Source organism: Streptomyces sp. NPDC001927, assembly GCF_053594455.1.
The window spans coordinates 192428-217200 of record NZ_JBSFEN010000012.1; the positions used below are offsets into that span (position 1 = coordinate 192428).

The 24773-nt window shown below is 72.5% G+C and carries 24 protein-coding genes; 17 read left to right on the forward strand and 7 right to left on the reverse strand.

The annotated features are described in order from the left end of the window. Positions 1 to 9 precede the first annotated feature (9 nt). Positions 10 to 291, reverse strand: a complete 282-nt coding sequence (locus tag ACWCO8_RS30400; protein WP_362013392.1) for an Lrp/AsnC family transcriptional regulator — start codon at positions 289 to 291, stop codon at positions 10 to 12. Continuing rightward, positions 288 to 1040, reverse strand: coding sequence for a rhomboid family intramembrane serine protease (locus ACWCO8_RS30405; RefSeq protein WP_451034951.1), 753 nt, complete (start codon positions 1038 to 1040; stop codon positions 288 to 290). Before ACWCO8_RS30405 ends, ACWCO8_RS30400 begins: the two co-directional genes overlap by 4 nt. A 155-nt stretch (positions 1041 to 1195) precedes the next feature. Here ACWCO8_RS30405 and ACWCO8_RS30410 point away from each other — a divergent pair, with 155 nt between their 5' ends. The 5 genes from ACWCO8_RS30410 to ACWCO8_RS30430 all read left to right on the forward strand — a co-directional run bounded on the left by ACWCO8_RS30410 (position 1196) and on the right by ACWCO8_RS30430 (position 6602). Next, positions 1196 to 1438 carry a hypothetical protein gene (locus ACWCO8_RS30410; RefSeq protein WP_362013389.1) on the forward strand — a complete coding sequence of 81 codons (243 nt, stop codon included), beginning with the start codon at positions 1196 to 1198 and terminating at the stop codon, positions 1436 to 1438. A gap of 34 nt (positions 1439 to 1472) precedes the next feature. Further along, on the forward strand, positions 1473 to 2837 hold the full coding sequence (locus ACWCO8_RS30415) for an NYN domain-containing protein (protein WP_451034952.1): 1365 nt from the start codon (positions 1473 to 1475) through the stop codon (positions 2835 to 2837). A 255-nt stretch (positions 2838 to 3092) separates the two neighbouring features. Continuing rightward, positions 3093 to 4121, forward strand: coding sequence for a C40 family peptidase (locus ACWCO8_RS30420; RefSeq protein WP_362013385.1), 1029 nt, complete (start codon positions 3093 to 3095; stop codon positions 4119 to 4121). 194 nt (positions 4122 to 4315) lie between these two features. Beyond that, positions 4316 to 5332: a C40 family peptidase gene (locus ACWCO8_RS30425; RefSeq protein WP_362013384.1), complete on the forward strand. Its 1017-nt coding sequence runs from the start codon at positions 4316 to 4318 to the stop codon at positions 5330 to 5332. 40 nt (positions 5333 to 5372) lie between these two features. Next, entirely contained in the window at positions 5373 to 6602 is a 1230-nt protein-coding gene (locus ACWCO8_RS30430; protein WP_451034953.1) for a hypothetical protein, read from the forward strand. Here the strand turns inward: ACWCO8_RS30430 and ACWCO8_RS30435 are convergent. Beyond that, on the reverse strand, positions 6559 to 7848 hold the full coding sequence (locus ACWCO8_RS30435) for a glycosyltransferase 87 family protein (protein WP_451034954.1): 1290 nt from the start codon (positions 7846 to 7848) through the stop codon (positions 6559 to 6561). The genes ACWCO8_RS30430 and ACWCO8_RS30435 overlap by 44 nt on opposite strands. A 97-nt stretch (positions 7849 to 7945) precedes the next feature. Here ACWCO8_RS30435 and ACWCO8_RS30440 point away from each other — a divergent pair, with 97 nt between their 5' ends. Beyond that, on the forward strand, positions 7946 to 9088 hold the full coding sequence (locus ACWCO8_RS30440) for a glycosyltransferase family 4 protein (protein WP_451034955.1): 1143 nt from the start codon (positions 7946 to 7948) through the stop codon (positions 9086 to 9088). Between the two features lie 66 nt (positions 9089 to 9154). Here the strand turns inward: ACWCO8_RS30440 and ACWCO8_RS30445 are convergent, their stop codons facing one another. Then, positions 9155 to 10951, reverse strand: coding sequence for an AMP-dependent synthetase/ligase (locus tag ACWCO8_RS30445; protein ID WP_451034956.1), 1797 nt, complete (start codon positions 10949 to 10951; stop codon positions 9155 to 9157). 254 nt (positions 10952 to 11205) lie between these two features. Between ACWCO8_RS30445 and ACWCO8_RS30450 the strand changes: the two genes are divergently transcribed. The 6 genes from ACWCO8_RS30450 (at position 11206) to ACWCO8_RS30475 (ending at position 16043) form a co-directional block, all read left to right on the forward strand. Beyond that, positions 11206 to 11973, forward strand: coding sequence for a metallophosphoesterase family protein (locus ACWCO8_RS30450; RefSeq protein WP_362013377.1), 768 nt, complete (start codon positions 11206 to 11208; stop codon positions 11971 to 11973). 91 nt (positions 11974 to 12064) lie between these two features. Further along, on the forward strand, positions 12065 to 12508 hold the full coding sequence (locus ACWCO8_RS30455; RefSeq protein WP_451034957.1) for an SRPBCC family protein: 444 nt from the start codon (positions 12065 to 12067) through the stop codon (positions 12506 to 12508). 73 nt (positions 12509 to 12581) lie between these two features. Further along, the gene (locus ACWCO8_RS30460; RefSeq protein WP_451034958.1) at positions 12582 to 13706 is read left to right on the forward strand and encodes an ArsA family ATPase; all 1125 of its coding nucleotides are present in this window, start codon (positions 12582 to 12584) and stop codon (positions 13704 to 13706) included. 41 nt (positions 13707 to 13747) lie between these two features. Then, positions 13748 to 14206, forward strand: coding sequence for a DUF5304 domain-containing protein (locus ACWCO8_RS30465; RefSeq protein WP_451034959.1), 459 nt, complete (start codon positions 13748 to 13750; stop codon positions 14204 to 14206). Positions 14207 to 14272: 66 nt separating this feature from the next. Beyond that, positions 14273 to 15214: an ROK family glucokinase gene (locus tag ACWCO8_RS30470; RefSeq protein WP_362013370.1), complete on the forward strand. Its 942-nt coding sequence runs from the start codon at positions 14273 to 14275 to the stop codon at positions 15212 to 15214. 76 nt (positions 15215 to 15290) lie between these two features. Beyond that, complete coding sequence (locus ACWCO8_RS30475; RefSeq protein ID WP_451034960.1) at positions 15291 to 16043, forward strand: endonuclease/exonuclease/phosphatase family protein; 753 nt, start codon at positions 15291 to 15293, stop codon at positions 16041 to 16043. 46 nt (positions 16044 to 16089) lie between these two features. Here the strand turns inward: ACWCO8_RS30475 and ACWCO8_RS30480 are convergent, their stop codons facing one another. Both ACWCO8_RS30480 and ACWCO8_RS30485 read right to left on the reverse strand, forming a co-directional pair. Then, a complete protein-coding gene (locus ACWCO8_RS30480; RefSeq protein WP_451034961.1) occupies positions 16090 to 16761 on the reverse strand; it encodes a hypothetical protein in 672 nt (223 codons plus the stop codon). After that, positions 16754 to 17536 carry an alpha/beta hydrolase gene (locus tag ACWCO8_RS30485; protein WP_362013365.1) on the reverse strand — a complete coding sequence of 261 codons (783 nt, stop codon included), beginning with the start codon at positions 17534 to 17536 and terminating at the stop codon, positions 16754 to 16756. Before ACWCO8_RS30485 ends, ACWCO8_RS30480 begins: the two co-directional genes overlap by 8 nt. Positions 17537 to 17762: 226 nt before the next feature. Here ACWCO8_RS30485 and ACWCO8_RS30490 point away from each other — a divergent pair, with 226 nt between their 5' ends. The 5 genes from ACWCO8_RS30490 to ACWCO8_RS30510 all read left to right on the forward strand — a co-directional run bounded on the left by ACWCO8_RS30490 (position 17763) and on the right by ACWCO8_RS30510 (position 22663). Beyond that, complete coding sequence (locus ACWCO8_RS30490; protein ID WP_362013609.1) at positions 17763 to 18494, forward strand: lysophospholipid acyltransferase family protein; 732 nt, start codon at positions 17763 to 17765, stop codon at positions 18492 to 18494. 38 nt (positions 18495 to 18532) lie between these two features. Next, the gene (gene macS / locus ACWCO8_RS30495; RefSeq protein ID WP_451034962.1) at positions 18533 to 19744 is read left to right on the forward strand and encodes a MacS family sensor histidine kinase; all 1212 of its coding nucleotides are present in this window, start codon (positions 18533 to 18535) and stop codon (positions 19742 to 19744) included. Next, positions 19741 to 20424 carry a response regulator transcription factor gene (locus ACWCO8_RS30500; RefSeq protein WP_362013362.1) on the forward strand — a complete coding sequence of 228 codons (684 nt, stop codon included), beginning with the start codon at positions 19741 to 19743 and terminating at the stop codon, positions 20422 to 20424. The genes macS and ACWCO8_RS30500 overlap by 4 nt, the downstream gene beginning before the upstream one ends. A gap of 109 nt (positions 20425 to 20533) precedes the next feature. Continuing rightward, positions 20534 to 21562 carry a 6-phosphofructokinase gene (locus tag ACWCO8_RS30505; RefSeq protein ID WP_451034963.1) on the forward strand — a complete coding sequence of 343 codons (1029 nt, stop codon included), beginning with the start codon at positions 20534 to 20536 and terminating at the stop codon, positions 21560 to 21562. 99 nt (positions 21563 to 21661) lie between these two features. Then, a complete protein-coding gene (locus ACWCO8_RS30510; RefSeq protein WP_451034964.1) occupies positions 21662 to 22663 on the forward strand; it encodes a 2-hydroxyacid dehydrogenase in 1002 nt (333 codons plus the stop codon). A gap of 7 nt (positions 22664 to 22670) precedes the next feature. On the opposite strand, the gene ACWCO8_RS30515 is transcribed toward ACWCO8_RS30510, so the two are convergent. Beyond that, positions 22671 to 24539, reverse strand: a complete 1869-nt coding sequence (locus tag ACWCO8_RS30515; RefSeq protein ID WP_451034965.1) for an anthranilate synthase family protein — start codon at positions 24537 to 24539, stop codon at positions 22671 to 22673. Positions 24540 to 24773 lie beyond the last annotated feature (234 nt).

Genomic DNA, 24773 nt, shown 5'->3' on the forward strand with positions numbered 1-24773 from the left:
CAGAGGGCGTCAGGACTCCAGGCCGATGGCGAAGGCCGCTTCCAGGTCGTGCTGCGAGTACGTACGGAACGCCACGTGCGTGTCCGTCGCCTCGACGCCCGGGATCTTGCTGATCCGGCCGGGGATGACGTCCGCCAGGTCGTCGTGCCGGGGCACGCGGACCATGGCGATCAGGTCGTACGTACCGGTCACCGAGAAGACCTCGCTGACGCTGTCGAGCGAGGCGATCGACTCCGCGATCTCGGGGATGCGGTCCACGCTGGTCTTGATGAGCACGATCGCGGTGATCACGGCTGGCTTTCTCCCTCGGTCGCCGCGGCTGGGGGTTTCACTGTATCCCCACCCCGGTAGCGGCCCCAGGCGTAGAGGAAGCCGACGGCGAAGCCCACCACATGGGCCAGATACGCCACGCCCGGGCCCGCGCCCGCCGCGCGGGCCGCGAGCCACTGCAGCACGAACCAGAAGACGAGCACGATCCAGGCGGGGAAGCGCAGCGGAAGGAAGAGCAGGAAGGGGAAGAGGCTGGTCACGCGGGTGCGGGGGAAGAGGAACAGGAACGCGCCGAGCACCCCCGAGATCGCCCCCGAGGCACCCACCAGCGTCTGCTCGCTGCTCGCGTGCGCCGCCGCGTAGCCGAGCAGCGCCAGATAGCCGCAGCCCAGATAGAAGAGGCCGAACGCGAGCGGGCCCATCCGGTCCTCGGTCATCGCGCCGAAGACGTAGAGGAAGAGCATGTTCCCCAGCAGGTGCAGCCAGCTGCCGTGGACGAAGAGGGCGGTCAGCGGGGTGAGCAGGGTGCGCGGCGGCCCGCCGGCCATCAGCTCGGCCGGTACGACGCCCCAGTCGTGGAAGTACGCGCTCTGCGCCGCGAGGGCCGCGTCCCCGGTCCCGTACACGGGATTGAGCCCCGACACCGGGCTGATCAGGAACACCACGCAGCAGGCGGTGATCAGGGCGTACGTCACCGAGGGGCCGGTCCGGGCGCCCCGCCAGGTGTCGAGGGCCGTCCGCCGCCAGTCGATCCGCCGCCAATCGATCATGGACAGATCATGGCGTAACGGTGCCGACCTGGACAGAGTGCCTCGCCGCGACACGGGGTACCCGCAAGGCCGTAGGGTTACGCGTTGTACCTCCGCAGTTCGACGGCGCACCGCGGCACCCGCACCCGCATCACGCAATGAAAGAGGACGGCACGATGACGACGGTTCCCCTGCCGACCGCCGAGACCCGCTGGCGCTGCACCCTCTGCGGCAACCTCACCCGGTTCGATGTGACCCGCTCCTCCAAGGTCGTCGAGTACGTCCATCTGGATCTCGCGGGTGAGCCGAAGGTGGAGGAGCGCGAGGTGGTCAGTGAGACCATCGAGTCGGTCCGCTGCCGCTGGTGCAACGCGGTGGACCAGATCGAACTGGTGGACAGGCCCGGCAGCGCCTCCTGACGGAGCGGTGCGAATGACAATGGGGTGACGGATCGTGGAGCAGCCCGCGCACGGTGGAGAGCCGGCCGGCGCGGCAGGTGACGCTGCCGAGGCGCTCGACCGCCCGCTGCCTGACGGCGTACGGCGCAGGGTCGTCGCGCTGGTCTCGGACGCCTTCGGCGGGCTGACCGTCGCCGAACTTCCGGCACCCCTGCGGCAGTACGCCCGCTTCACCGCGAGCCGGCGGGCCAAGTTCGCCGGCAACGCCATGGCCGCCGCCCTGGAGAGCGATCCGCTCTTCCGGCAGCGGATCGGCGAGCGCTTCAAGGAGGCGCAGCCCGAGCTGGCCGGGGCCGTCGAGACCGGCGCCCCGCCGGCCGCCGCCGACCCCGTCGACGTCGCCGCGGCCGCCTATGTGCTGCGCCCGACCGGCTGGGTCAAGCTGGTCGCCGCCGCCGGCGAGGAGGCCCAGCGGGCGGACGCCGAGCGAGCCGACGAGGCCGGCCGGCGCGAGCTGGAGCGGCTGCGCGAGGAGGTCGCCTCCGCCAAGGACCGCGGCCGCGCGGAGACCGAGCAGCTGCGCCACGATCTGGAGGCGGCCCGCAGGGAAGCCGAATCGCTTCACCGCAAGCTGCGCAGCGCCCAGAGCGATGTGAAGCGCGGCGAGGCCGCCCTGCGCAGGACCCACGCCGAGGTCGACACGATCAGGTCGGAGGCGGCGGCGCAGGTGTCGGCCGCCGAGAGCGAGACCCGCCGGCTCAAGGCCCGGCTCGGTGAGGTCGAGGCCGCCCTGGAGGCAAGCCGCCGGGCCGCCCGCGAGGGGCGCTCGGTCGAGGACATGCGGCTGCGGCTGCTGCTCGACACGGTGCTCGACGCCGCCCAGGGGCTCCGGCGCGAACTGGCCCTGCCGCCCGTCTCCGTGCACCCCGCCGACACCGTCGACGCGGTGGAGCCCGGCCGGATGTCCCCGAAGGACATCGCGGCCCGCGCGCTCTCCGAGACCGACCCGGCGCTCCTGGACCAGCTCCTCGCGCTGCCACAGACGCATCTGGTCGTGGACGGCTACAACGTCACCAAGACCGGCTACCCGACGATGCCGCTGGAGAAGCAGCGGCTGCGGCTGCTCGGCGGGCTCTCCGCGCTCGCGGCCCGCTCGGGCGCCGAGGTCACCTGTGTCTTCGACGGGGCCGAGCTGGCCGCCCCGGTCCTCCTCGCGCCGCCGCGCGGGGTGCGGGTGCTGTTCTCCAAGCCGGGTGTCACGGCCGACGAGTTGATCCGCCAGCTGGTCCGCGCCGAGCCGCCGGGCCGTCCGGTCGTGGTCGTCTCCACCGACCGCGAGGTGGCCGACGGGGTCGCCAAGGCCGGTGCGCGGCCGGTCGCGTCCGCCTTGTTGCTGAAGCGGCTTTCGCGCATGTCGTGACGGATCGCAAGTCCTGGGCGTAATGCCCGAATTCTGGAGGGCGCAGGGTCAAGTGCCCATTACCGCCCGTGTGGTGCGTGTAAATAATGTGCCCTGTGAGCGAGATTTTGCCCATGAGGATTTGAACTGATCACAAGATGGTCACTAGGGTCGGGCCTCGAACCTTCGCGCGGTTGATCATCCATCCGGGATGTCAGCGGAGGAACCGCCTGACGCACCTCGGTTGGGCGGCTCGAGGAAGAGGAGCTCGCCTTCGTGGCGTCCCACCGTCGACCCAAGCAGCCGAGCCGCACCCGTGTGACCGTGCTCGGCGTCACCGCCGCCGCTGCCGTTGCGCTCACCGCCCAGACCGGCGCCCAGGCGGCTCCCAAGCCGAAGATCGACGATGTGAAGTCGAAGGTCGACAAGCTCAACCACGAGGCCGAAGAGGCCACGGAGCAGTACAACCTGGCCGACGAGCGGCGCGGCAAGCTCCAGGGCGAGATCAGCACCCTCCAGGACAAGGTGGCCCGCGGCCAGCAGGAGCTCAACACCCTGCGCAACAGCATCGGTTCGGTCGCCTCCGCGCAGTACCGCTCCGGTGGCATCGACCCGGCGCTCCAGCTCTTCCTCTCCTCCGACCCGGACACCTACCTCGACAAGGCGTCCGCGATCGACCAGCTCGGCGCCAAGCAGGCCGACGTGCTCCAGTCGATCCAGTCCAAGCAGCGCACGCTCGCCCAGCAGCGCGCCGAGGCGACGACGAAGCTCGCCGACCTCGAGGACGTCCGCAAGACCCTCGGTGAGAAGAAGAAGAGCTACCAGGGCAAGCTGGCCGAGGCCCGCAAGCTGCTCAACACCCTCACCGCCGCCGAGCGCGCCAAGATCCAGCAGGACGAGCAGCGCGCCAGCCGCGCCGCCGGCGAGCGGGTCGACCTCGGCAACGAGGTCCCGGCCTCCCAGCGTGGTGCCGCCGCGCTCAGCGCCGCCGCCACCCAGCTCGGCAAGCCGTACGTCTCCGGCGCCGAGGGCCCCAACTCGTACGACTGCTCCGGTCTGACGCAGTGGGCCTACCGCCAGGCCGGCGTGAAGCTCACCCGCACCACGTACACCCAGCAGAACGACGGCGTGAAGATCGGCCGCAGCCAGCTCAAGCCGGGCGACCTGGTCTTCTTCAACGGCCTTTCGCACGTGGGTCTGTACGCGGGCAACGGCACGATCCTGCACGCGCCGAAGCCGGGTGCCGTGGTCCGCTACGAGTCCATGAGCTACATGGGCACCTTCCAGTTCGGCGTGCGCATCTGACGCGCCCGACTCCCGCGACCTGACGCCCAATCGGGTGGATTGTCGCCTCCTTCGCTGACGTGACGCCCCGCCGGTGACCTTGTGGTCTCCGGTGGGGCGTCACTTTGCGTGCCCGAGAGCTTCGTTGGACGGCGAGTGATCACCGGCTACTGTCTGCCGCGCCAGCCCGGGCAACACCGAACGGAGCGCGATACGTGGCGTCCCACCGACGACCCGCCAGGGTCACCGTCCTGACCGCCGCCGCGGCCACCGCCGCCACGGCCTTCGGCGCCGTCCCCGCGAACGCCGACCCGGTCGGCACCCCGGAGTCGACGCGCGCCACGGTCGACCGGCTCTTCGAGGAGGCCGAACAGGCCACCGAGGGCTACAACAAGGCCGACGAGCGGGCGGACGGGCTGCGCAGGACGGTCGCCCAGGCGCGGGACAGCGTGGCGCGCGGCCAGGAGCGCGTCAACCGCATGCGGGACGCGCTCGGTTCGGTCGCCGGTGCCCAGTACCGCTCCGGCGGCATCGACCCGGCCCTCGCCCTGCTGCTCTCCGCCGACCCGGACTCGTATCTCGAACGGGCCTCCGTCCTCGACCGGGTGGCCGCGCGGCAGGGCCTGGAGCTCGGCCGGCTCAAGGACGAGCAACGCCGGCTGAACCAGGAACGGACCGAGGCGACCCGGCTCCTCGCCGAGCTGGAGATCAGCCGCACCCAGGTCGGCCGGCACAAACGCACCGTCGAGCGGAAGCTCGCCGAGGCCCGCCGGCTGCTGCAGTCCCTGACGGCCGAGGAGCGCGCGGACTTCGAGGGCCGGGCCTCCCGCTCGGGCCGCGACGGACTCGAGGAGCTGCCGCCGCTCGCCGACCTCGGCCCGGCCTCCTCGCGGGCCGCCGCCGCGGTGATCGCCGCCCGCAGCGCCATCGGCAAGCCCTACGTGTGGGGCGCGACCGGCCCCTCCGGCTTCGACTGCTCGGGCCTGATGGTCTGGTCGTACCGGCAGGCCGGGATCAGCCTGCCCAGGACCTCGCAGGCGCAGCGGTACGCCGGCCGGCAGGTCCCGCTCTCCCAGGCGCAGCCGGGCGACCTCGTGACGTACCGCGGCGACGCCAGCCACGTCGGGATCTACGCGGGCAACGGCCAGGTGATCCACGCCCCCTATCCCGGGGCCCGGGTGCGCTACGACCCCGTGGTGATGATGTCCCACGTGACGGTGACGCGGGTCTGACCGGACACCTGTCCATCCGCCTGCCCGTACGATCGGGTGCGTGGCAGGTCAGGGACGTGGTGCGGGGCGAAGGGCGGCGGCCTGTCTGCTGACGGCGCTGCTCGTGCTCGCCGGGTGCGCGGCCCCCGAACCGACCGACTCCGCGCCGCAGGAGATCGGCGCGCTCCTCGACCGGCACGCGCGGGCGCTGCTCGCCCGCGACGAGGCGGCCTACGCCGTGGCCCTCGACCCCACGTACGCGCCCGCCGCGATCGCCGAGTTCGACCGGCTCGCCGAGGTGCCGCTCGCCTCCTGGGGCTACCGGCTCAAGGCCGTCGAGCGGCAGGGTGGGGACCGGGCGGGCGGCGACCGGGCCACGGTCCGCGCCGAGCTGAGCTACCGGATCGACGGCTACGACTCCGGGCCCGTCACCACCGAACGCGTCCTGGACCTCACTGAGCGGGAAGGCCGCTGGTACGTGACCGGCGACCGGCCCGCCGAGGGCGCCACCCAGCAGCTCTGGCAGCAGGGCGACGTCGAGACCGTACGGGGCGAGCACAGCCTCGTTCTCGGCGTCGGGCAGTCGGAGGAGCGCCTCAAGACGATCGCGGCGTACGCGGACCGGGCGGTGCCCGCGGTCTCGGCGGCCTGGCCCGAGGACTGGGCCCGCAGGGTCGTGGTCCTCGTCCCGGCCACGCTGGACGGCATGGGCGGGCTCCTCGGGGCCCCCGCGGCCTCGTACCGGGGGATAGCGGCGGTCACGACCGGGGAGGTCGGCGGCGGCCCGGACGCGCCCGCGGACCGGGTGATCGTCAACCCCGAGGCGTACGGCGTGCTCGGGGAGTTCGGGCAGCAGGTGGTCCTCACCCACGAGACCACCCACGTGGCCACCCGCGCCGCGACCTCCGCGGCCACCCCGGTCTGGCTCTCCGAGGGCCTCGCCGATTGGGTGGGGTACCGCGAGACGGGCCGCACGGCCGCGCAGGCGGCCCCGGAGCTGCGCCGCGCGGTCCGCGCGGGCGACCTGCCGGCGGCGCTCCCGGACGACAAGGCCTTCGCCTTCGGCGGCGACTCGGACGCCCTGGCCCGCGCCTACGAGGGCGGCTGGCTGGCGTGCGCGATGATCGCGGAGCGCTGGGGCGAGGCGGAACTCCGGGCCTTCTACCGCGCGGTGGGCGCCCACCCGCAGCGCGAGGGCGCCGTGGAGAAGGCGCTCGCCGAGGTCCTCGGCACCACCCTGGAGGAGTTCACCGACGACTGGCGGACGTACCTGCGGCAGAGGCTGGGGTAGCCGACCGCAGCGGCTCCCGCTGGGCCGGGATCGACAGCGGGGTCAGGCGCGGCTCGGTCACCGTCTGCCGCCACAGGATCCGGCAGGCCGACACCGACGCGACGACAAGCAGCCCGTTCCGTACGAGCAGCAGCGCGACGCCCAGCGGATCGCTGTCCGTGACGTGCGAGAACCAGACCGGGAACTCCAGCTGCGTCACCGCCGTCGCCCACAGCACCAGGTGCGCGGGCCGGCGCATCCGGCTGGCCCGGTGGACCATGCACACGGCGGCCAGGCCCACCAGCCAGATCATGTACTGGGGGCTTATCACCCGGCTCGTCGTGGTGAAGAGCAGCACCGCCACGAACGCCGCGTCCGCCGTCGTCGACGTCGCGAACGCCCGGGCCCGGATCCGCCACACCAGCAGCCAGCCGAACGCGGCGAAGGTCAGCGCCATGGCCGCGGTGGAGACCGAGGAGACGTACGGGCCGAGGAACTCGATCGAGCCGTAGTTCATCCGCACCTCGCCGTCCCAGCCGAAGTGCCGGGCCACATGGAAGACCAGGGCGCCCAGCGACTCGACCTCCGTACCCCGGTCGCGCTGGAAGTTCAGGAACGCCAGAGCCCCCGGCGCCGCGAGCACGCACAGCAGGAGCAGCCCCGCCGCGGCGCCCGCCGCCGCGGGCCACGAACGGAACGTGGCGCGGCCGCGCGGGGTGCCCGCGAGCAGCAGCGCGGGCCAGACCTTCAGCATCGCCCCGAAGCCCGCGAGGGCCCCGAGCGCGCCCGGCCGCCGCGCCCCGGCGAGCAGCGCGGCCACCGCGACGGCGGTGACCATCAGGTCGTACCGGGCATACGCGGTCGGGCCGAGCAGCGGCACGCCCGCGATCCAGATCCACGCCCCGCGCGGGCTGCGGCCCTGCCGACGGCCCGTGTACCGCAGCAGCCCGTAGACCAGCGCGTCGCAGAGGAAGGCGAGGACGAAGAAGGCGGCGGCGTAGTCCAGGAACGGCAGCAGCGCGGGGGAGAGGATCGCCACGGCGGCGAGCGGCGGGTACTGCCAGGTCACGTCGTCCAGCGGGTACGTGCCCGTCCTCAGGACCTCGAACCAGCCCCGGTAGATCTGGTCGATGTCGCTCGTGACGTCGGGCCCCGGGACCCTGAGGACCTTGAAGACGCACAGGAGCAGGACGATCCGGGTGACCGCCCAGACCAGATCGGGGTTCCTTCTCGCGCGCTCGGCAGCCGTACCCAGTACGCCCGTCATTCCTGACTCGTCCAATCCGTCGGTCGGTCTGTTCGGTCCGCGCGGGCGGAGGGTGGTGTTGCCGGGCGGGGGGTGCCGTCACGTACATTCGGCGACGATGCACAAGACCCTGATCGTAACCAACGACTTCCCGCCCCGACCCGGTGGAATCCAGGCCTTCCTGCACAACATGGCGCTGCGCCTGGATCCCGAGCGGGTCGTGGTCTACGCCTCCACCTGGAAGCGCAGCCGCGAGGGGATCGAGGCGACCGCCGCGTTCGACGCCGAACAGCCTTTCACGGTCGTCCGGGACCGCACCACCATGCTTCTGCCCACACCTCGGGTCACCGCCCGGGCCACCGCGCTGCTGCGCGAGCACGGCTGCGAGTCGGTCTGGTTCGGGGCGGCCGCGCCCCTCGGCCTGATGGGCCCCGCGCTGCGCAGGGCGGGCGCGCGGCGGCTCGTCGCGACCACGCACGGCCACGAGGCGGGCTGGGCCCAGCTGCCCGGCGCGCGGCAGCTGCTGCGCCGGATCGGCGAGGGCACGGACACGCTCACGTACCTCGGCGAGTACACGCGCTCGCGGATCGCCGGCGCGCTCACCCCGGCCGCCGCGGGGCGGATGGTCCAGCTGCCGCCGGGCGTCGACGAGAAGACCTTCCACCCGGGCTCGGGCGGCGACGCGGTACGGGAACGGCTCGGGCTCAGCGACCGCCCCGTGGTCGTGTGCGTCTCGCGGCTCGTCCCGCGCAAGGGCCAGGACACGCTGATCAGGGCCCTGCCGGAGATCCTGCGCCGAGTGCCGGACACGGTGCTCCTGATCGTCGGGGGCGGGCCGTACGAGAACGACCTGCGGAAGCTCGCCGCGGAGACCGGCGTGGCCGATTCCCTACGGTTCACGGGGGCCGTGCCGTGGGCCGAGCTCCCCGCCCACTACGGCGCCGGTGACGTCTTCGCGATGCCCTGCCGCACCCGCAGGGGCGGCCTGGACGTCGAGGGTCTCGGCATCGTCTACCTGGAGGCCTCGGCCACCGGGCTCCCGGTCGTCGCGGGCGACTCGGGCGGGGCGCCGGACGCGGTCCTGGACGGCGAGACGGGGTGGGTGGTGCGCGGCGACGCCCCGGAGGAGTCGGCCGACCGCATCGCGACCCTCCTCCTCGACCCGGAGCTGCGCCGGCGCATGGGCACCCGGGGCCGCGAGTGGGTCGAGGACCGCTGGCGCTGGGACCTCCTGGCGGAGCGCCTGAGGGAACTGCTGTAGGAGACGTGAGGAGGGCCCCTCGGTGCGGGTGCACCGAGGGGCCCTCCTCATGTCGTGGGGTCCGCGTCAGGCGCGGTAGATCGCCTCGATCTCGTCCGCGAAGTCCTTCGCCACCACGTTCCGCTTCAGCTTCAGGGACGGCGTGATGTGGCCCGCCTCCTCGGTGAACTGCGCGGGCAGGACGCGGAACTTCCGGACCGACTCGGCCTTGGACACCGCCGCGTTGCCGTCGTCCACCGCGCGCTGGACCTCCGCGAGCAGCTCCGCGTCGTCGCGCAGCGTCGCCGCCGTCGAGCCCGCGGGCTTGCCGTGCTCGCTCGCCCAGCGGCCGAGGAATTCCTCGTCCAGGGTGACGAGCGCGCCCACGAACGGCCGCCCGTCGCCGACCACCATGCACTCCGCGACGAGCGCGTGCGCCCGGATCCGGTCCTCGATGACCGCGGGGGCGACGTTCTTGCCGCCCGCCGTCACCAGGATCTCCTTCTTCCGGCCGGTGATCGCGAGGTAGCCGTCCTCGTCGAGGGTGCCGATGTCGCCGGTGTGGAACCAGCCGTCGGCGAGCGCCTCGGCCGTCGCCGACTCGTTCTTCCAGTAGCCCGAGAAGATGTGCTCGCCGTGCAGCAGCACCTCGCCGTCGTCGGCGATCCGCACCACCGAGCCCGGCAGCGGCTGACCGACTGTGCCGATCTTCTGCCGGTCCCACGGGTTGAACGCGGTCGCCGCGCACGACTCCGTCAGGCCGTAGCCCTCCAGGACCGTGAAGCCGATCCCGCGGAAGAAGTGGCCGAGCCGCTCACCCAGCGGCGCGCCGCCCGAGATCGCGTACTCGCCGCGCCCGCCGAGCACCGCCCGCAGCTTGGAGTAGACGAGCTTGTCGAAGATCTTGTGCTTGAGCTTCAGGCCGAACGACGGGCCCTGCGGGGTGCCGATCGCCCGGCTGTACGCGATCGCCGTGTGCGCGGCCTTGTCGAAGATCTTGCCCTTGCCGTCCGCCTGGGCCTTGGCCCGCGCCGAGTTGTAGACCTTCTCGAAGACGCGCGGCACACCGAGGATCAGCGTCGGCCGGAAGGAGGCCAGCTCGTCCGTGAGGTTCTTGATGTCCGGTACGCAGCCCAGCTTGATGGGCGCCATCACGGACGCGACCTCGACGAGCCGTCCGAAGACGTGCGCGGCGGGCAGGAAGAGCAGGACCGAACACTCGCCGGTCCGGAAGAGCGGCTTCAGGCGCTCCACCACGTTGCCGCACTCCGCGAAGAACGCGCGGTGCGTCAGGACACAGCCCTTGGGGCGGCCGGTGGTGCCCGAGGTGTAGACGATCGTCGCCGGGTCGTCCGCGTGCGCGGTCGACATCCGCTGGTCGAGGAGCTCGTCCGAGATGTCCGAGCCGGTCCCCGCGAGGTGCCCGATCGCGTCGGCGTCGATCTGCCAGATCCCCTTGAGGTCGGGCAGGTTCGCCTGGATCGAGACCACGGCCTCCTGGTGGGCCGCCGACTCGACGATGGCGAGCGTGGCGCCCGAGTCGCCGAGGATCCACTGGATCTGCTCCGGCGAGCTGGTCTCGTACACCGGCACGGTCACCGCGCCCGCGCTCCAGATCGCGAAGTCGAGGAGCACCCACTCGTACCGCGTCCTGGACAGCAGGGCGACCCGGTCGCCGGGCTCCACGCCCGCCGCGATCAGCCCCTTCGCGGTCTCTCTGACCTCGGCGAGGAACTGCTTGGCGGTGACGTCCGTCCAGACGCCGGCCACCTTGCGTCCCATCACGGCGGTGTCTGGGTGCTGAGTGGCGTTGCGGCGGATGAGATCCGTCAGATTGCCGTCCGTGGGGACCTCGTACAGGGCCGGAAGGCTGAACTCGCGCAAGACTGCTGCTCCTCATCGGGCGCCGGCGCCACGGCTCTGTGTAATGCACCGGTGCGGTCCAAGATCGGGCAGGTGCTCAGTGGGGTGAGCACAACTGGACTGCCCGGACGTTACCCATCAGTACTGGGTTCCCGATAGGGGGTCCTGGTCAGATGTTCCGTGCGTCACACAGCTGTGGCGGTGCTCCGCGCACAGTAGTCCACAGCTTTGACGACTCGGAAGTAACCGCAGGTCCGACCCCCTACGCTGACGGCATGAGGATCAACGTGGTCAGCGACGTGCACGGGAACAGCGGGGCCCTCGCGAAGGCGGGTCAGGGGGCGGACGCCCTCGTCTGCCTCGGTGACCTGGTGCTCTTCCTCGACTACGCCGACCACAGCCGGGGCATCTTCCCCGACCTCTTCGGCGTGGAGAACGCGGACCGGATCGTCGAGCTGCGCACCGCCCGCCGCTTCGACGAGGCCCGTGACCTGGGGCGGCGGCTCTGGTCGGAGCTCGCCGTCGACCGCGACACGGCGATCGAGGGCGCGGTGCGCCGCCAGTACGAAGAGCTCTTCGCGGCCTTCCCCACCCCGACGTACGCGACGTACGGGAACGTCGACATCCCGGGCCTCTGGCGCGAGTACGCCCGCCCGGGGACCACGGTCCTGGACGGCGAGCGGGTCGAGATAGGCGGGCTCGTCTTCGGCTTCGTGGGCGGCGGGCTGCGCACGCCGATGCGCACGCCGTACGAGATCTCCGACGAGGAGTACGCGGCGAAGGTCGAGGCGCTCGGTGCGGTGGACGTGCTGTGCAGCCACATCCCGCCGGACGTCCCGGAACTGACGTACGACACGGTCGCCCGGCGCTTCGAGCGCGGCAGCCGGGCCCTGCTCGACGCGATCCGGCGCACCCGGCCGCGGTACGCGCTGTTCGGTCACGTCCACCAGCCGCTGGCCCGGCGCATGCGGGTCGCGGGCACGGAGTGCGTGAACGTGGGTCACTTCGCGGCGACGGGCCGGCCGTGGACGCTGGAGTGGTGACGGGGCGCCGGTGAGGGCGCGATAGCCTTCGAGTCGGCACGTTCGTGCCGCGAGAACTTCCGCCGGACCGCACAGTGGAGGAGCCACCACGATGGCCGAACACACCAGCTCGAGCATCACCATCGAGGCGGCGCCGGTCGACGTCATGAGCGTCATCGCCGACTTCGCGCGCTACCCCGAGTGGACGGGCGAGGTGAAGGAGGCCGAGGTCCTGGAGAAGGACGCGGCCGGCCGCGCGGAGAAGGTCCGGCTGCTGCTCGACGCGGGCGCGATCAAGGACGACCACACGCTGGCGTACACCTGGACCGGTGACAACGAGGTCTCCTGGACGCTGGTGAAGTCCCAGATGCTCCGCGCCCTGGACGGCTCCTACCAGCTGGCCCCGGCCGGCGACGGCACGCGCACCGAGGTGACGTACCAGCTCACGGTGGACGTCAAGATCCCGATGCTCGGCATGATCAAGCGCAAGGCCGAGAAGGTCATCATCGACCGCGCCCTTGCGGGCCTGAAGAAGCGCGTCGAGTCGGGCGAGTAGCCCGAGGCCGCGGGCCCGGGATCGGGGCGGTCGCCCGCGGCCGGGGCCCCTCCGGCCGGTAACGTTGCGCCGTATGGGGATCTTGCTTGTCACCGGGGCCGGGGGCGCCGGACGCAGTACCGTCGCCGCCGCCACCGCGCTCGCCGAGGCGCTTGCCGGGCGGCGCGTACTGCTTGTCTCGGCGGACGCCGACGAGGGGCTCGGGGTGGACGTCCTCCGGCCCGCCCCCGCCGCCGACTTCCGCCGGGAGTTCCTCGCCCTGCAGGAACGCTCCGCCACTGCCCTCGACCTCCTCGGCGCCACCCCCTTCGAGGACGCCGAGCTCACCGAGCTCCCCGGCAGCGCCCCCTTCGCCCTGCTCCGCGCCCTGCGCGACGCCGCCGCGCGGCCTGACCTGGACCTCGTCGTCGTCGACCTGCCCCCACTGCTCGACGCGATCGCGCTGCTCGCCCTGCCCGAGCAGCTCCGCCGCTACCTCCGCCGCCTCCTGCCGCCCGAGCGGCAGGCCGCCCGCGCCCTGCGCCCCATGCTGGCCCAGCTCGCCGGCGTCCCCATGCCCGCGCAGTGGCTCTACGAGACGACCGCCCGCTGGGAGGCCGAGCTCGCCGCCGTCCAGGCCGTCGTCGACGCCCCCACCACCGCCGTACGCCTGGTCGTCGAGCCCGGACCCGCCGCGACCGAGACCCTGCGCACCGCCCGCCTCGGGCTCGCCCTGCACGGCCTCGCCCTCGACACCGTCGTCGCCAACAAGCTGCTCCCCGCCGAGTCCCAGGACCCCTGGTTCGCCGCCCTGACCGCCCAGCAGCACGAGCACCTGGACCGGCTCCGTACCGGACACGACGGAGCCGTCCACGCCCTCCCGCACCTCGGCCGGGACCCGCGCGGCTCCGAGGACCTCGCCCTGCTCGCCGTGGACACGAAACCCGAGCCCGCCCCCGCCCCCGCGTGGACGGTCGAGGACCGCCGTGCCGAGGACGGCATCCTCGTCTGGCACATCCCCCTGCCCGGCGCCGTCAAGGAGGAGCTCTCCCTCGTCCGGCGCGGCGACGAACTGCTCCTCGCCGTCGGCCCGTTCCGCCGCAACGTCCCGCTCCCGCCCGCCCTGCGCCGCTGCACGGTCGCCGGGGCGGGGCTCGTCGACGGCGATCTGAGGGTCAGGTTCGCCCCGGACGCCGGTCTCTGGCCGAAGGCCCCCTGAGGGCGTGTACCGTCGACGGTATAAGCCGTAAGGAGTACGCCATGAGCGATCAGGACGCCTGGGCCAAGGCGTGCGCCGAGGACCTGGAGGCCGAGAAGGCCCGCCGCCGCGCCGCCTCCGGCGCGGAGCCCGGCTCGGCAGCCGAGGAGTTCCGCAAGCTCTTCGACGCCGTCGCCGACAAGGTCTCCACCCTGCGCGGCCCGCTCGCGGGCATGGCCGCCCAGGGCACCGTGCAGCAGTTCGTCAACCAGGCGAAGGCCGCCGTCGAGCCGATCATCGAGCGCAACCCGCAGGTCTTCGACCACCTCGCGGCCGCCGGGAACGAGCTGCTCGCCGCCTACCGCTCGGCGGTCGAGAACCACGAGACCCGCTGGACGCGCGACGAGCCGAACGACCCACGCCGGGACGAGACCCCCAAGGACGCCCCGAAGGACTCCCCGAAGGACCCCAAGTCCGAGGACGACGGGCCCGGTCCCGGGCGCCCCATCGATCTGGACTGATCAGTACGGGTGGCCCCCTCGGGTACGGTTGGCCCTAGCGGGGCTCGACCGAAAACTGAGGGACACATGGGACTCACCATCGGCGTCGACATCGGCGGCACGAAGATCGCGGCCGGCGTGGTCGACGAGGAGGGCAACATCCTCGACACGCACAAGGTGCCCACCCCGCCGACCCCCGAAGGCATCGTCGACGCGATCTGCGCCGCTGTCTCCGAGGCCGGCAAGGGCCATCAGATCGAGGCTGTCGGCATCGGTGCCGCGGGCTACGTCGACGACAAGCGCGCCACCGTCCTCTTCGCGCCGAACATCGACTGGCGGCACGAGCCGCTGAAGGACAAGGTCGAGCAGCGGGTCGGCCTGCCCGTCGTCGTCGAGAACGACGCCAACGCGGCGGCCTGGGGCGAGTACAAGTTCGGCGCGGGCAAGGGCCACGAGGACGTCATCTGCATCACCCTCGGCACCGGCCTCGGCGGCGGCATCATCATCGGCAACAAGCTGCGCCGCGGCCGCTTCGGCGTCGCGGCCGAGTTCGGCCACATCCGGGTCGTCCCGGACGGCCTGCTGTGCGGCTGCGGCAGCCAGGGCTGCTGGGAGCAGTACGCCTCCGGCCGCGCCCTCGTCCGGTACGCCAAGCAGCGTGCCAACGCCACGCCCGAGCGCGCCGAGGTCCTCCTCGGCCTCGGCGACGGCACGCCCGAGGGCATCGAGGGCAAGCACATCAGCCAGGCGGCCCGCGCGGGCGACCCGGTGGCCATCGACTCCTTCCGCGAGCTGGCCCGCTGGGCCGGCGCCGGCCTCGCCGACCTGGCGTCGCTCTTCGACCCGTCCGCCTTCATCGTCGGCGGCGGGGTCTCGGACGAGGGCGAGCTGGTCCTCGACCCGATCCGGAAGTCCTTCCGCCGCTGGCTGATCGGTGGCCAGTGGCGCCCGCACGCCCAGGTCCTCGCCGCCCAGCTCGGCGGCAAGGCCGGCCTCGTCGGCGCGGCCGACCTGGCCCGCCAGGGCTAGCCATCGCGTGGTCGTACGCCCACCCGCCCGTCGCGTCCCCTGGGGAGCGGCGGGCGGGTGTCGTATGTTGCAGGGCATGGCGATCACCCCGCTGCCCAACTCCCGCACCGAGGCGGACGGTTCGGCCGTCGTCCGGGTCCTGAGCTACAACATCCGTTCGATGCGGGACGACGAGGACGCCCTCGCCCGTGTCATCCGGGCCTGCGCGCCCGACCTCGTCTTCGTCCAGGAGGCGCCCCGGTTCTTCCGCTGGCGCAAACACGCGGCCCGGCTCGCCGCGAAGAGCGAACTCGTCCTGCTCAGCGGCGGCGCGACCGCCGCCGGGCCGCTCCTGATGTGCTCGCTGCGGGCCACCGTCGAACGCACCGAGGACGTGCTCCTGCCGCTCACCCCCGGGCTCCACCGGCGTGGCCTCGCCACCGCCGTCGTACGGTTCGCGGGCGCCCGGGTCGGCCTGATCAGCTGCCATCTGAGCCTGCGGAGCGAGGAGCGGTACGCCCAGTCCGGGATGCTCCTCGACCGGGTGGCCGGGATGGACGCCCCGCACGTGATCGTGGCCGGAGACCTCAACGAGCGCCCCGGCGGCCGGAGTTTCACCCGGCTGACCAAGGAGCTCCAGGACGGCTGGGAGATCAGCCCCTGGGGCGGTGAGTACACCTCCACGCCCGACGACCCGCACCAGCGCATCGACGCGATCCTGGCGACGCGGGGCGTGGAGTTCCTCGGCTGCGGCGTCCCCCAGGACCTCGACGGCCTCGACCCGGCGGACCTGCGCGCGGCCACCGACCACCTGCCGGTCCTGGCCGCCGTACGGCTCCAGGCGTCCTGAGCCGTACGGCCGGTCCACGGACAGGGCGCCCGGACCCGCGGCGCGGTCACACCACCGCGCCGCGCCCCGGGTCGTCGTAGCCGTCGTCATCGTCGTCGTGCTTCATCCGGGCGACCAGCGTCGCGAAGCCGCCCAGGAAGCCGCCCACGCACACCGTCGTGAGCCACCACGTCATGTCCCACGAGAGCAGGACGGCGAGGAGCAGCAGCACCGGGCCGCCGATCACGCCCAGCCACGCGAACTTCGTCGTCGCGTCCGCCTCCGGCAGCGGCGGGGGCTCCGGCGGGACGAAGTGGCCCTCGCCGTCGTCGTCCTTCTTCGCCTTACCGGCCTTCTTGCCGTCCCCGTCCGCCCCGTCCGTCTCGTCGGGCTCGGCGTCCGGGTCGGCCAGCTCGTAGTCCCGGGGGCCGCCGCCGCCCACACCGACACCGACGCCGGGCGCGAAGACGATCGAGCTGCCGAGCGCGGGCTTCGCGGGCCCGTCCCGGTCCTCGTCCTCCTCGTCGTCCTCGTCCTCGTCCTCGTCGGCGTCCGGGTCACCGGCGCCCTCACCGTCGCCGTCCACCGGCTCCGGGAGCGCCAGGTCCTCCACCGACCGGAACGGCTTCGCGCCCGGAGGGTCCGCCGGCTCGTCGCCGTACCCGGCGACGATCGCGGCCCAGGCCGCCTCCTCGTCGATGGGCTGCGGGTCGCGCTCCCCGTCCTGCTGCTCAGCCACCGCTCGTGCTCCCCTTCTCCCCGACGACGTCCGGAGCGAGCCGGCCCACGAACGCCCAGCTCTCCTCGAAGATCCGCTCCGCGTCGTGGTCCAACGTCGCCACGTGGTAGCTCTGTTCCAGCAGGAGCTCCTTGACGTCCGTGGACGAGATCCGGCTGAGCACCCGCGCCGAGTCGGCCGGCGGGACCACGTGGTCCTGCGGGCTGTGCAGCACCACGACCGGCTGCGTGACCTGGGGCAGCTCCGCGTCCACGGTCCGGAAGAACTGGCGCAGGGAGTGCGCCGCGTGCAGCGGCACCCGGTCGTAGCCGACCTCGACCGAGCCCTCCTTGGCGATGTCGCTCGCGATGCCCGGCGCCGAGCGGACGAAGTGGCGGGCGACCGGCAGCGCGTGCGCGGCCAGGCCGTGCACCTTGTTGCCCGGGTTCACCAGGACCAGACCGCGCACCGCGTCCCCGTGCTTGGCCGCGAGGCGCAGCGCCAGCGCCCCGCCCATGGAGAGGCCGAAGACGAAGACCTGCTCGCAGCGGGCGAGGAGGTCCCGGAGCTCGCGGTCCACCTCCGCGTACCAGTCGTGCCAGGTGGTGAGCTGCATGTCCTCCCAGCGCGTGCCGTGCCCGGGCAGCAGGGGCACCGACACCGTCAGCCCGCGCTCGGCCAGGTACTCGGCCCAGGGGCGCATCGACTGCGGGGAACCGGTGAATCCGTGACAGAGAAGGACGCCTACCTTGCCGCCGTCGTGGCGGTACGGCTCGGCTCCAGGAAGGACCGGCACCGGGGTCTCCTGTTCAGGGGGTTCGGCTTCGAGGAGGGCGGGGCTTCGACGAAGCGAGGGCATAAAGGGGAAGGACTTCACGGTACGCGACCGGACCGACACCCGACCAGGTCCGAATCCACGAAGGTGTCCCGTCCTCGGCCGCACCGGAGCGGGCGGGCGGGAAAAGGCGGGATAAGGTCTGTCCGACGGCACACGGAAGGTACTCGAGTTGATCTACGGCGCAATGAAGTTCTCCATCGGCGGCTCCCTGAAGCTCGCCTTCAGGCCGTGGGTGGAGGGCCTCGAGAACATTCCCGCCGAGGGGCCGGCGATCCTCGCGAGCAATCACCTCTCCTTCTCGGACTCCTTCTTCCTGCCCGCCGTCCTCGACCGCAAGGTCACCTTCATCGCCAAGGCCGAGTACTTCACCTCGCCCGGTGTGAAGGGCAAGCTCACCGCCGCCTTCTTCAAGGGCGTCGGCCAGCTCCCCGTGGACCGCTCCGGCGGCCGGGGCGCGGGCGAGGCGGCGATCAAGGCCGGTATCGAGGTCATCGAGAAGGGCGGGCTCTTCGGTATCTACCCCGAGGGCACCCGCTCGCCCGACGGCCGGCTCTACCGGGGCAAGCCCGGCGGCCTCGCGCGCGTGGCCCTGGCCACCGGCGCGCCCGTGATCCCGGTCGCCATGATCGACACCGAGAAGATCCAGCCGCCCGGCAAGGTCGTGCCCAAGCTGATGCGCCCGGGCATCAAGATCGGCGAGCCGCTGGACTTCACCCGCTACCAGGGCATGGAGGGGGACCGCTTCATCCTGCGCTCGGTGACCGACGAGGTCATGTACGAGATCATGAAGCTGTCCGGCCAGGAGTACGTCGACATCTACGCGACGGCCGCCAAGCGTCAGATCGCGGAGGCCGAGAAGGCCGCCAAGGAGGCCGTGAAGGCCGAGATCGCGGCACGGGAAGAGTCCGGCGCCTGACCCCTGCTGGGGGAGGCGGCGTCTGGGGGGTGGGGGAGATGGCCAAGCGCGAGCGTGTCGTGCGGATGTCGGTGGAGCAGCCGTTGTGGCGTGCGCTCACCGCGTATCGCGTCCTGACGATGATCTATGCCGTCCTGATCTTCGTCTTCGGCCGGGACCGCTACGAGCGGCCCTGGGTGGCCGTCGTCTTCCTCGCGTTCCTCTGCGTCTGGACGCTGGCGACGCTCCCTAAGGTGGCCAACGCGGCCGGCTGCACCAAGCGTTTCCTCGTCGCGGACCTCACCATCGCCCTCACCGGCATCCTGCTGACCCCGCTCGCCGACGAGCAGGCGCGCACGGTCGACAGCCCCACCCTGCCGTCCATATGGACCGCCGGGGCCGTCCTCGCGTACGCGATCAAGGGCGGCTGGCGCTGGGCCGGGTTCGCCTCCTCGCTGGTCGCCGTCGCCAACATCATCGAGCGCGCCCACCCCACCCGGGACACCCTCCACAACGTCCTGCTCGTCTGGGTCGCGTCGATCGCCATCGGGTACGTCGTCGAGGTCGCCCGGGCCTCCGAGCGCACCCTCGCCCGCGCCCTGGAGATCGAGGCCGCGACCCGGGAGCGGGAACGCCTTGCGCGGGACATCCACGACAGCGTCCTGCAGGTCCTCGCGATGGTGCAGCGGCGCGGCACCGCCCTGGGCGGAGAGGCCGCCGAGCTGGGCCGGATGGCCGGGGAGCAGGAGGTCGCCCTGCGCACCCTGGTCGCCGGCGGGCTGACCCGGCCCTCGCTGGTCTCCGAGGACGAGTCTGAGGGGGCGATGGTCCGGATCGTCGAGGAGCCGGACGACGACTCCCCGGTCGATCTGCGGGCCCTGCTCGCGCCGCGCGCCGGGGCGCGGATCACGCTCGCGGACCCGGGCGCCCCGGTCCTGCTGCCGCCGGAGGCCGCCCGCGAGCTGGCCTCCGCCGTCGGCGCGGCCCTGGACAACGTCCGGGTGCACGCGGGCGACGCGGCCCAGGCCTGGATCCTGGTCGAGGACTGGCCCGACGAGGTGATCGTGACCGTACGGGACGACGGCCCGGGCATCCCGGAGGGACGGCTCGCGCAGGCCGAGGGCGAGGGGCGGATGGGGGTCGCCCTCTCCATCCGCGGCAGGCTGCGCGACCTGGGCGGCACGGCCGAGCTGATCTCGGTACCGGGCCAGGGCACGGAAGTGGAACTGAAGGTCCCGAGGGACACACGGGGGAAGGCGGGAACGCGATGAGCGACGAGCGGATCGAGCGGCAGATCAAGGTGATGGTCGTGGACGACCATCCGATGTGGCGGGACGCGGTCGCCCGCGACCTCGCCGAGGCGGGCTTCGACGTGGTGGCCACGGCGGGCGACGGCGAGCAGGCCGTGCGCCGCGCCGGGGCGGCGGGCCCGGACGTCCTCGTCCTGGACCTCAACCTGCCCGCCAAGCCGGGCGTCCAGGTCTGCAAGGAGCTGGTCGGCGCCAACCCCGCCCTGCGGGTCCTGGTGCTCTCGGCGAGCGGTGAGCACGCGGACGTCCTGGAGGCGGTCAAGTCCGGCGCCACCGGCTATCTGCTGAAGTCGGCCAGCACGGCGGAGCTGATCGACGCGGTGCGCCGCACGGCCGTCGGGGACCCCGTGTTCACGCCCGGCCTCGCGGGCCTGGTCCTCGGCGAGTACCGCCGGCTCGCCTCCGAGCCGCTGCCGGCCCCCGGGGCCGACGAGCCCGGGGCGCCCCAGCTGACCGAGCGCGAGACCGAGGTGCTGCGGCTCGTGGCCAAGGGCCTGAGCTACAAGCAGATCGCCGAGCGCCTGGTCATCTCGCACCGGACCGTCCAGAACCACGTCCAGAACACGCTCGGCAAGCTCCAGCTGCACAACCGCGTCGAGCTCGTCCGGTACGCCATAGAGCGCGGCCTCGACGACGCCTGACCCCATCCGGGTGGAGCCCGGCAATTCACCTTCCATGCCGTGTCGGAGTGACCCACGTCACTACTAGCGTGGGTCGTAACCACGTCCGCCACGGCGAAGGAGAGGCTCCATGCGCGTCGGCGTACTGACCGGAGGCGGCGACTGCCCCGGTCTCAACGCGGTCATCCGCGCCATCGTCCGCAAGGGCGTCCAGGAGTACGGCTACGAGTTCACCGGGTTCCGCGACGGCTGGCGCGGGCCTCTGGAGGGCATCGCCGTACCCCTCGACATCCCCGCCGTCCGGGGCATCCTGCCGCGCGGCGGCACGATCCTCGGCTCCTCCCGCACCAATCCGTTCACCGCCGACAACGGCGTCCGGCGGATCAGGGAGAACCTCGCCAAGTACGAGATCGACGCCCTGATCGCGATCGGCGGCGAGGACACCCTCGGCGTCGCCGCCCGGCTCGTCGACGAGCACGGCGTCCGCTGCGTGGGCGTCCCGAAGACCATCGACAACGACCTCTCCGCCACCGACTACACCTTCGGCTTCGACACGGCCGTCGGCATCGCCACCGAGGCCATCGACCGGCTCCACACCACCGCCGAGTCCCACATGCGGGTCCTGGTGGTGGAGGTGATGGGCCGCCACGCGGGCTGGATCGCGCTGCACTCCGGTCTCGCGGGCGGCGCCAACGTCATCCTCATCCCCGAGCAGCGCTTCGACCTCGACCAGGTCTGCGCCTGGGTCCACTCCCGCTTCCGGGCCACCTACGCCCCGATAGTGGTCGTCGCCGAGGGCGCGATGCCGAAGGACGGGGACATGGTCCTCAAGGACGGCACCCTCGACTCGTACGGACACGTGCGGCTCTCCGGCGTGGGCGAGTGGCTCGCCAAGGAGATCGAGCGCAGGACCGGCAAGGAGGCCAGGACCACGGTCCTCGGCCATGTGCAGCGCGGCGGCACGCCCAGCGCCTTCGACCGCTGGCTCGCCACCCGCTTCGGGCTGCACGCGATCGACGCCGTCCGGGACGGCGACTGGGGGCGGATGGTCGCGCTGCGCGGCACCGACATCGTCCGCGTCCCGATCTCGGAGGCCACGGCCCGGCTCAAGACCGTCGATCCGGCGCTCTACGCGGAGGTGGGCGTCTTCTTCGGCTGAGCGCCGCCGACAGGGACGGCAGCTCACGCGGACCGCTCCCGGGAACCGTATATTCGCCGGTGACCAGACAATTCCGGCAGAACCCCCGGGAGCGGATCCGTGGACATCCTGGCATTCGGCGTGCAGGCCGACGAGAAGCCGCTGATCGAGAAGGCCTTCGCGGGACACCACGACGTCCGCTGCCTGGACGTGTTCCTCACCGAGGACACGGCCGCCATCGCGACCGGCTACGAAGCCGTCTCCACCAGCGTCAACGCCGACCTCGGCGCCCGGGTCCTGCGTACCCTCGCCGCCGGCGGGACCAAGCTGATCGCCCAGCGCTCCACCGGCTTCAACAACATCGACCTCGACGTGGCCGCCCAGCTCGGCCTCACCGTCGCCCGGGTCTCGTACTACTCGCCGTACTCCGTCGCCGAGTTCGCCTGGACCCTGGCGATGGCCGTCAACCGGCGGATCGTCCGCGCCTCCAACCGGACCCGCGACTTCGACTTCCGGCTCGACGGGCTGATGGGCCGCGACCTGCGCGGCCGTACGGTCGGCGTCCTCGGCACCGGGAAGATCGGCGAGGCCTTCACCCGGATCGCCCACGGCTTCGGCATGAACCTCCTCGGCTGGGACGTCGCCGAGAACCCCGCGTGCGTCGAACTCGGCATGAAGTACGTCGAGAAGGAGCGGCTCCTCGCCGAGTCCGACCTGGTCAGCCTGCACGTGCCGCTGCTCCCTGCGACCCGGCGCATCGTCGACGCGGCCGCGCTGCGGACGATGAAGGACGACGCCATCCTGGTGAACTCCAGCCGGGGCGGCCTCATCGACACCGAGGCCCTGGTCTCCGAACTCCGCGCGGGCCGCTTCGCGGGCGTGGGCCTCGACGTGTACGAGGCGGAGGCGGGGCTCTTCTTCCTCGACAAGTCCCTGGAGGTCGTCGAGGACGACACCCTGGCCCGCCTGGTGACCTTCCCGAACGTGGTGGTCACCTCGCACCAGGCGTACTACACCGTGGACGCGGTCGGCCAGATCGTGGACACGACCGTCCAGAACGTCCTCGACTACGCGGCGGGCCGCCGCAGCGAGAACGTCCTGGTCCCGGCCTCCGACTCCTAGATCGAGGTCAGACGAGCACGCCGGCGAGCAGGGAGGCGGTCAGCTCCGCGCCCTCCATCGTCAGCACCGACTCCGGGTGGAACTGCACGCCCGCGAAGCCCGGCCCGCGCAGCGCGTGGACCTCGCCCGTCTCCTCGTCCCGGCTCACCTCGATCCGGTGCAGGGCCAGCTCGGTGGCGGTCCGCTCGTCGCAGCGGGCCGTGAAGCTGTTGTAGAAGCCGACCGTCCGCTCCTGCCCGAAGAGATCGATCCGCACCTGCGCGCCCTGGAACGGGGTGCGCTTGCGGACGATCTCCAGGCCCAGTTCGGCCGCGATCAGCTCATGGCCGAGGCAGACGCCGAGCAGACCGTGCCGGTGGTCCCGTACGAGATCGGCGGTGAGCCCGCGCAGGAAACGCATCTTCGGATCGGTGGCGTCGGACGGATCCCCCGGCCCCGGGCCGAGCACCACCGGGCCTTCGTGGGCGAGCGCCAGCTCCCGCAACCCCGGCTCGTCGTAGCGGACGACGGAGACCTCCAGGCCCGAGGAGCGCAGCAGGTGCGCGAGCATCGCGGTGAAGGTGTCCTCGGCGTCGATCACCAGGGCGTGGCCGGTCAGCTCGGCGGAGCGGACCTGCATCCGCAGCCAGAACGGCGCCAGGTCGGCCCGCCGGGCGTCCAGCGCCGCCCGCACCCGGGGATCGTCCGCGAGCCGGACCGCCACCGGCGCCTCGTCCCGCGGCCGCCCCTCCCGCACCCCGAGCGCCGCGAGCACCCCGGCCGCCTTCGCGTGCGTCTCGGCGACCTCGCCGTCGGGGTCGGAGTGGCGGACGAGCGTGGCGCCGACCGGTACGCGCAGGGCCCCGTCGCGGGAGATGTCGGCGGTACGGATGAGGATCGGCGAGTCCAGGGTCTGGAGCCCGTTCTCGTCGGTGCCGAGCAGGGCCAGGGCGCCCGCGTAGTAACCCCGACCGCCGGCCTCGTGCCGCTCGATGACCCGGCAGGCGTTCTGCACCGGAGAGCCGGTGACCGTCGCCGCGAACATCGTCTCCCGCAACACCTCCCGCACGTCCAGGGAGGAGCGGCCCCGCAGCTCGTACTCGGTGTGCGCGAGGTGCGCCATCTCCTTGAGCCGGGGCCCGATCACCACCCCGCCCATGTCGCCGACCGTGCACATCATCTTCAGCTCCTCGTCGACCACCATGGAGAGCTCCTCGGTCTCCTTGCGGTCCGCCAGGAACGTCAGCAGATCCTCGGGGGTCGGCGCGGCCCCGGCCGGGTAGCGGTACGTGCCGGAGATCGGGTTCATGACGACCGTGCCGCCGGCCATCCGCACGTGCACCTCCGGGCTCGCGCCGACCAGGGTCCGGTCGCCGGTGTGGACGACGAAGGTCCAGTACGCGCCCCGCTCACCCGCGAGCAGCCGCCGGAACAGCGCGAGCGCGTCGGCGCGCCCGAAGCCGGGGATCTCCCCGGTGTACGTCCGCCGGATGACGAAGTTGGCGCCCTCGCCCGCGCCGATCTCCTCCTCGATCACGCGCCGCACGGTCCCGGCGTACGCCTGGTCCGACACGTCGAACCCGCCGCCCTCGACCCGTACCGCGTGGGTCGGCAGCTGCGCGAGCGCGTCGGCGAGCGGCAGCTCGTACGTCTCCTCGGCGATGAGCACGGAGAGCGGGGTGCCGTCGTCGCGGACGTCGAATCCGCGCTCACGGATCTGCCGGAACGGCACGAGGGCGAGGGTCGGCAGCTCACCGACGGGCAGGTCGGCGAGGCGCTCGGCCTCGTGCACCGCGCCGATCAGCACCTCGACGGTGTCGTGGTCACGCCCGGGGGTGCGCCTGCGGAGCAGGGCGAAGGGCGGACAGGCGTCGTCGAGGAGACGGGAGAGGTCCATGGGGTGTGTTCCTTCCGGGAGACGGAGAGGAACGGCCCTGGGAACGCAGAAGGCCGCCCTCTCGGGCGGCCTTCGCGTGTGGTGTGGGGGTACGCGCAGTCAGGAGGCCGCCGGAGGAGCGGGCCACCACCAGTTCAGGGTCGTCTGCGCGAACATGCGAGCACTGTAACGCAGCCGGGCAGCGCGAAGGGGCCCGGTTCACACCATGGACGGTGCGAGCCGGGCCCCTGAAGC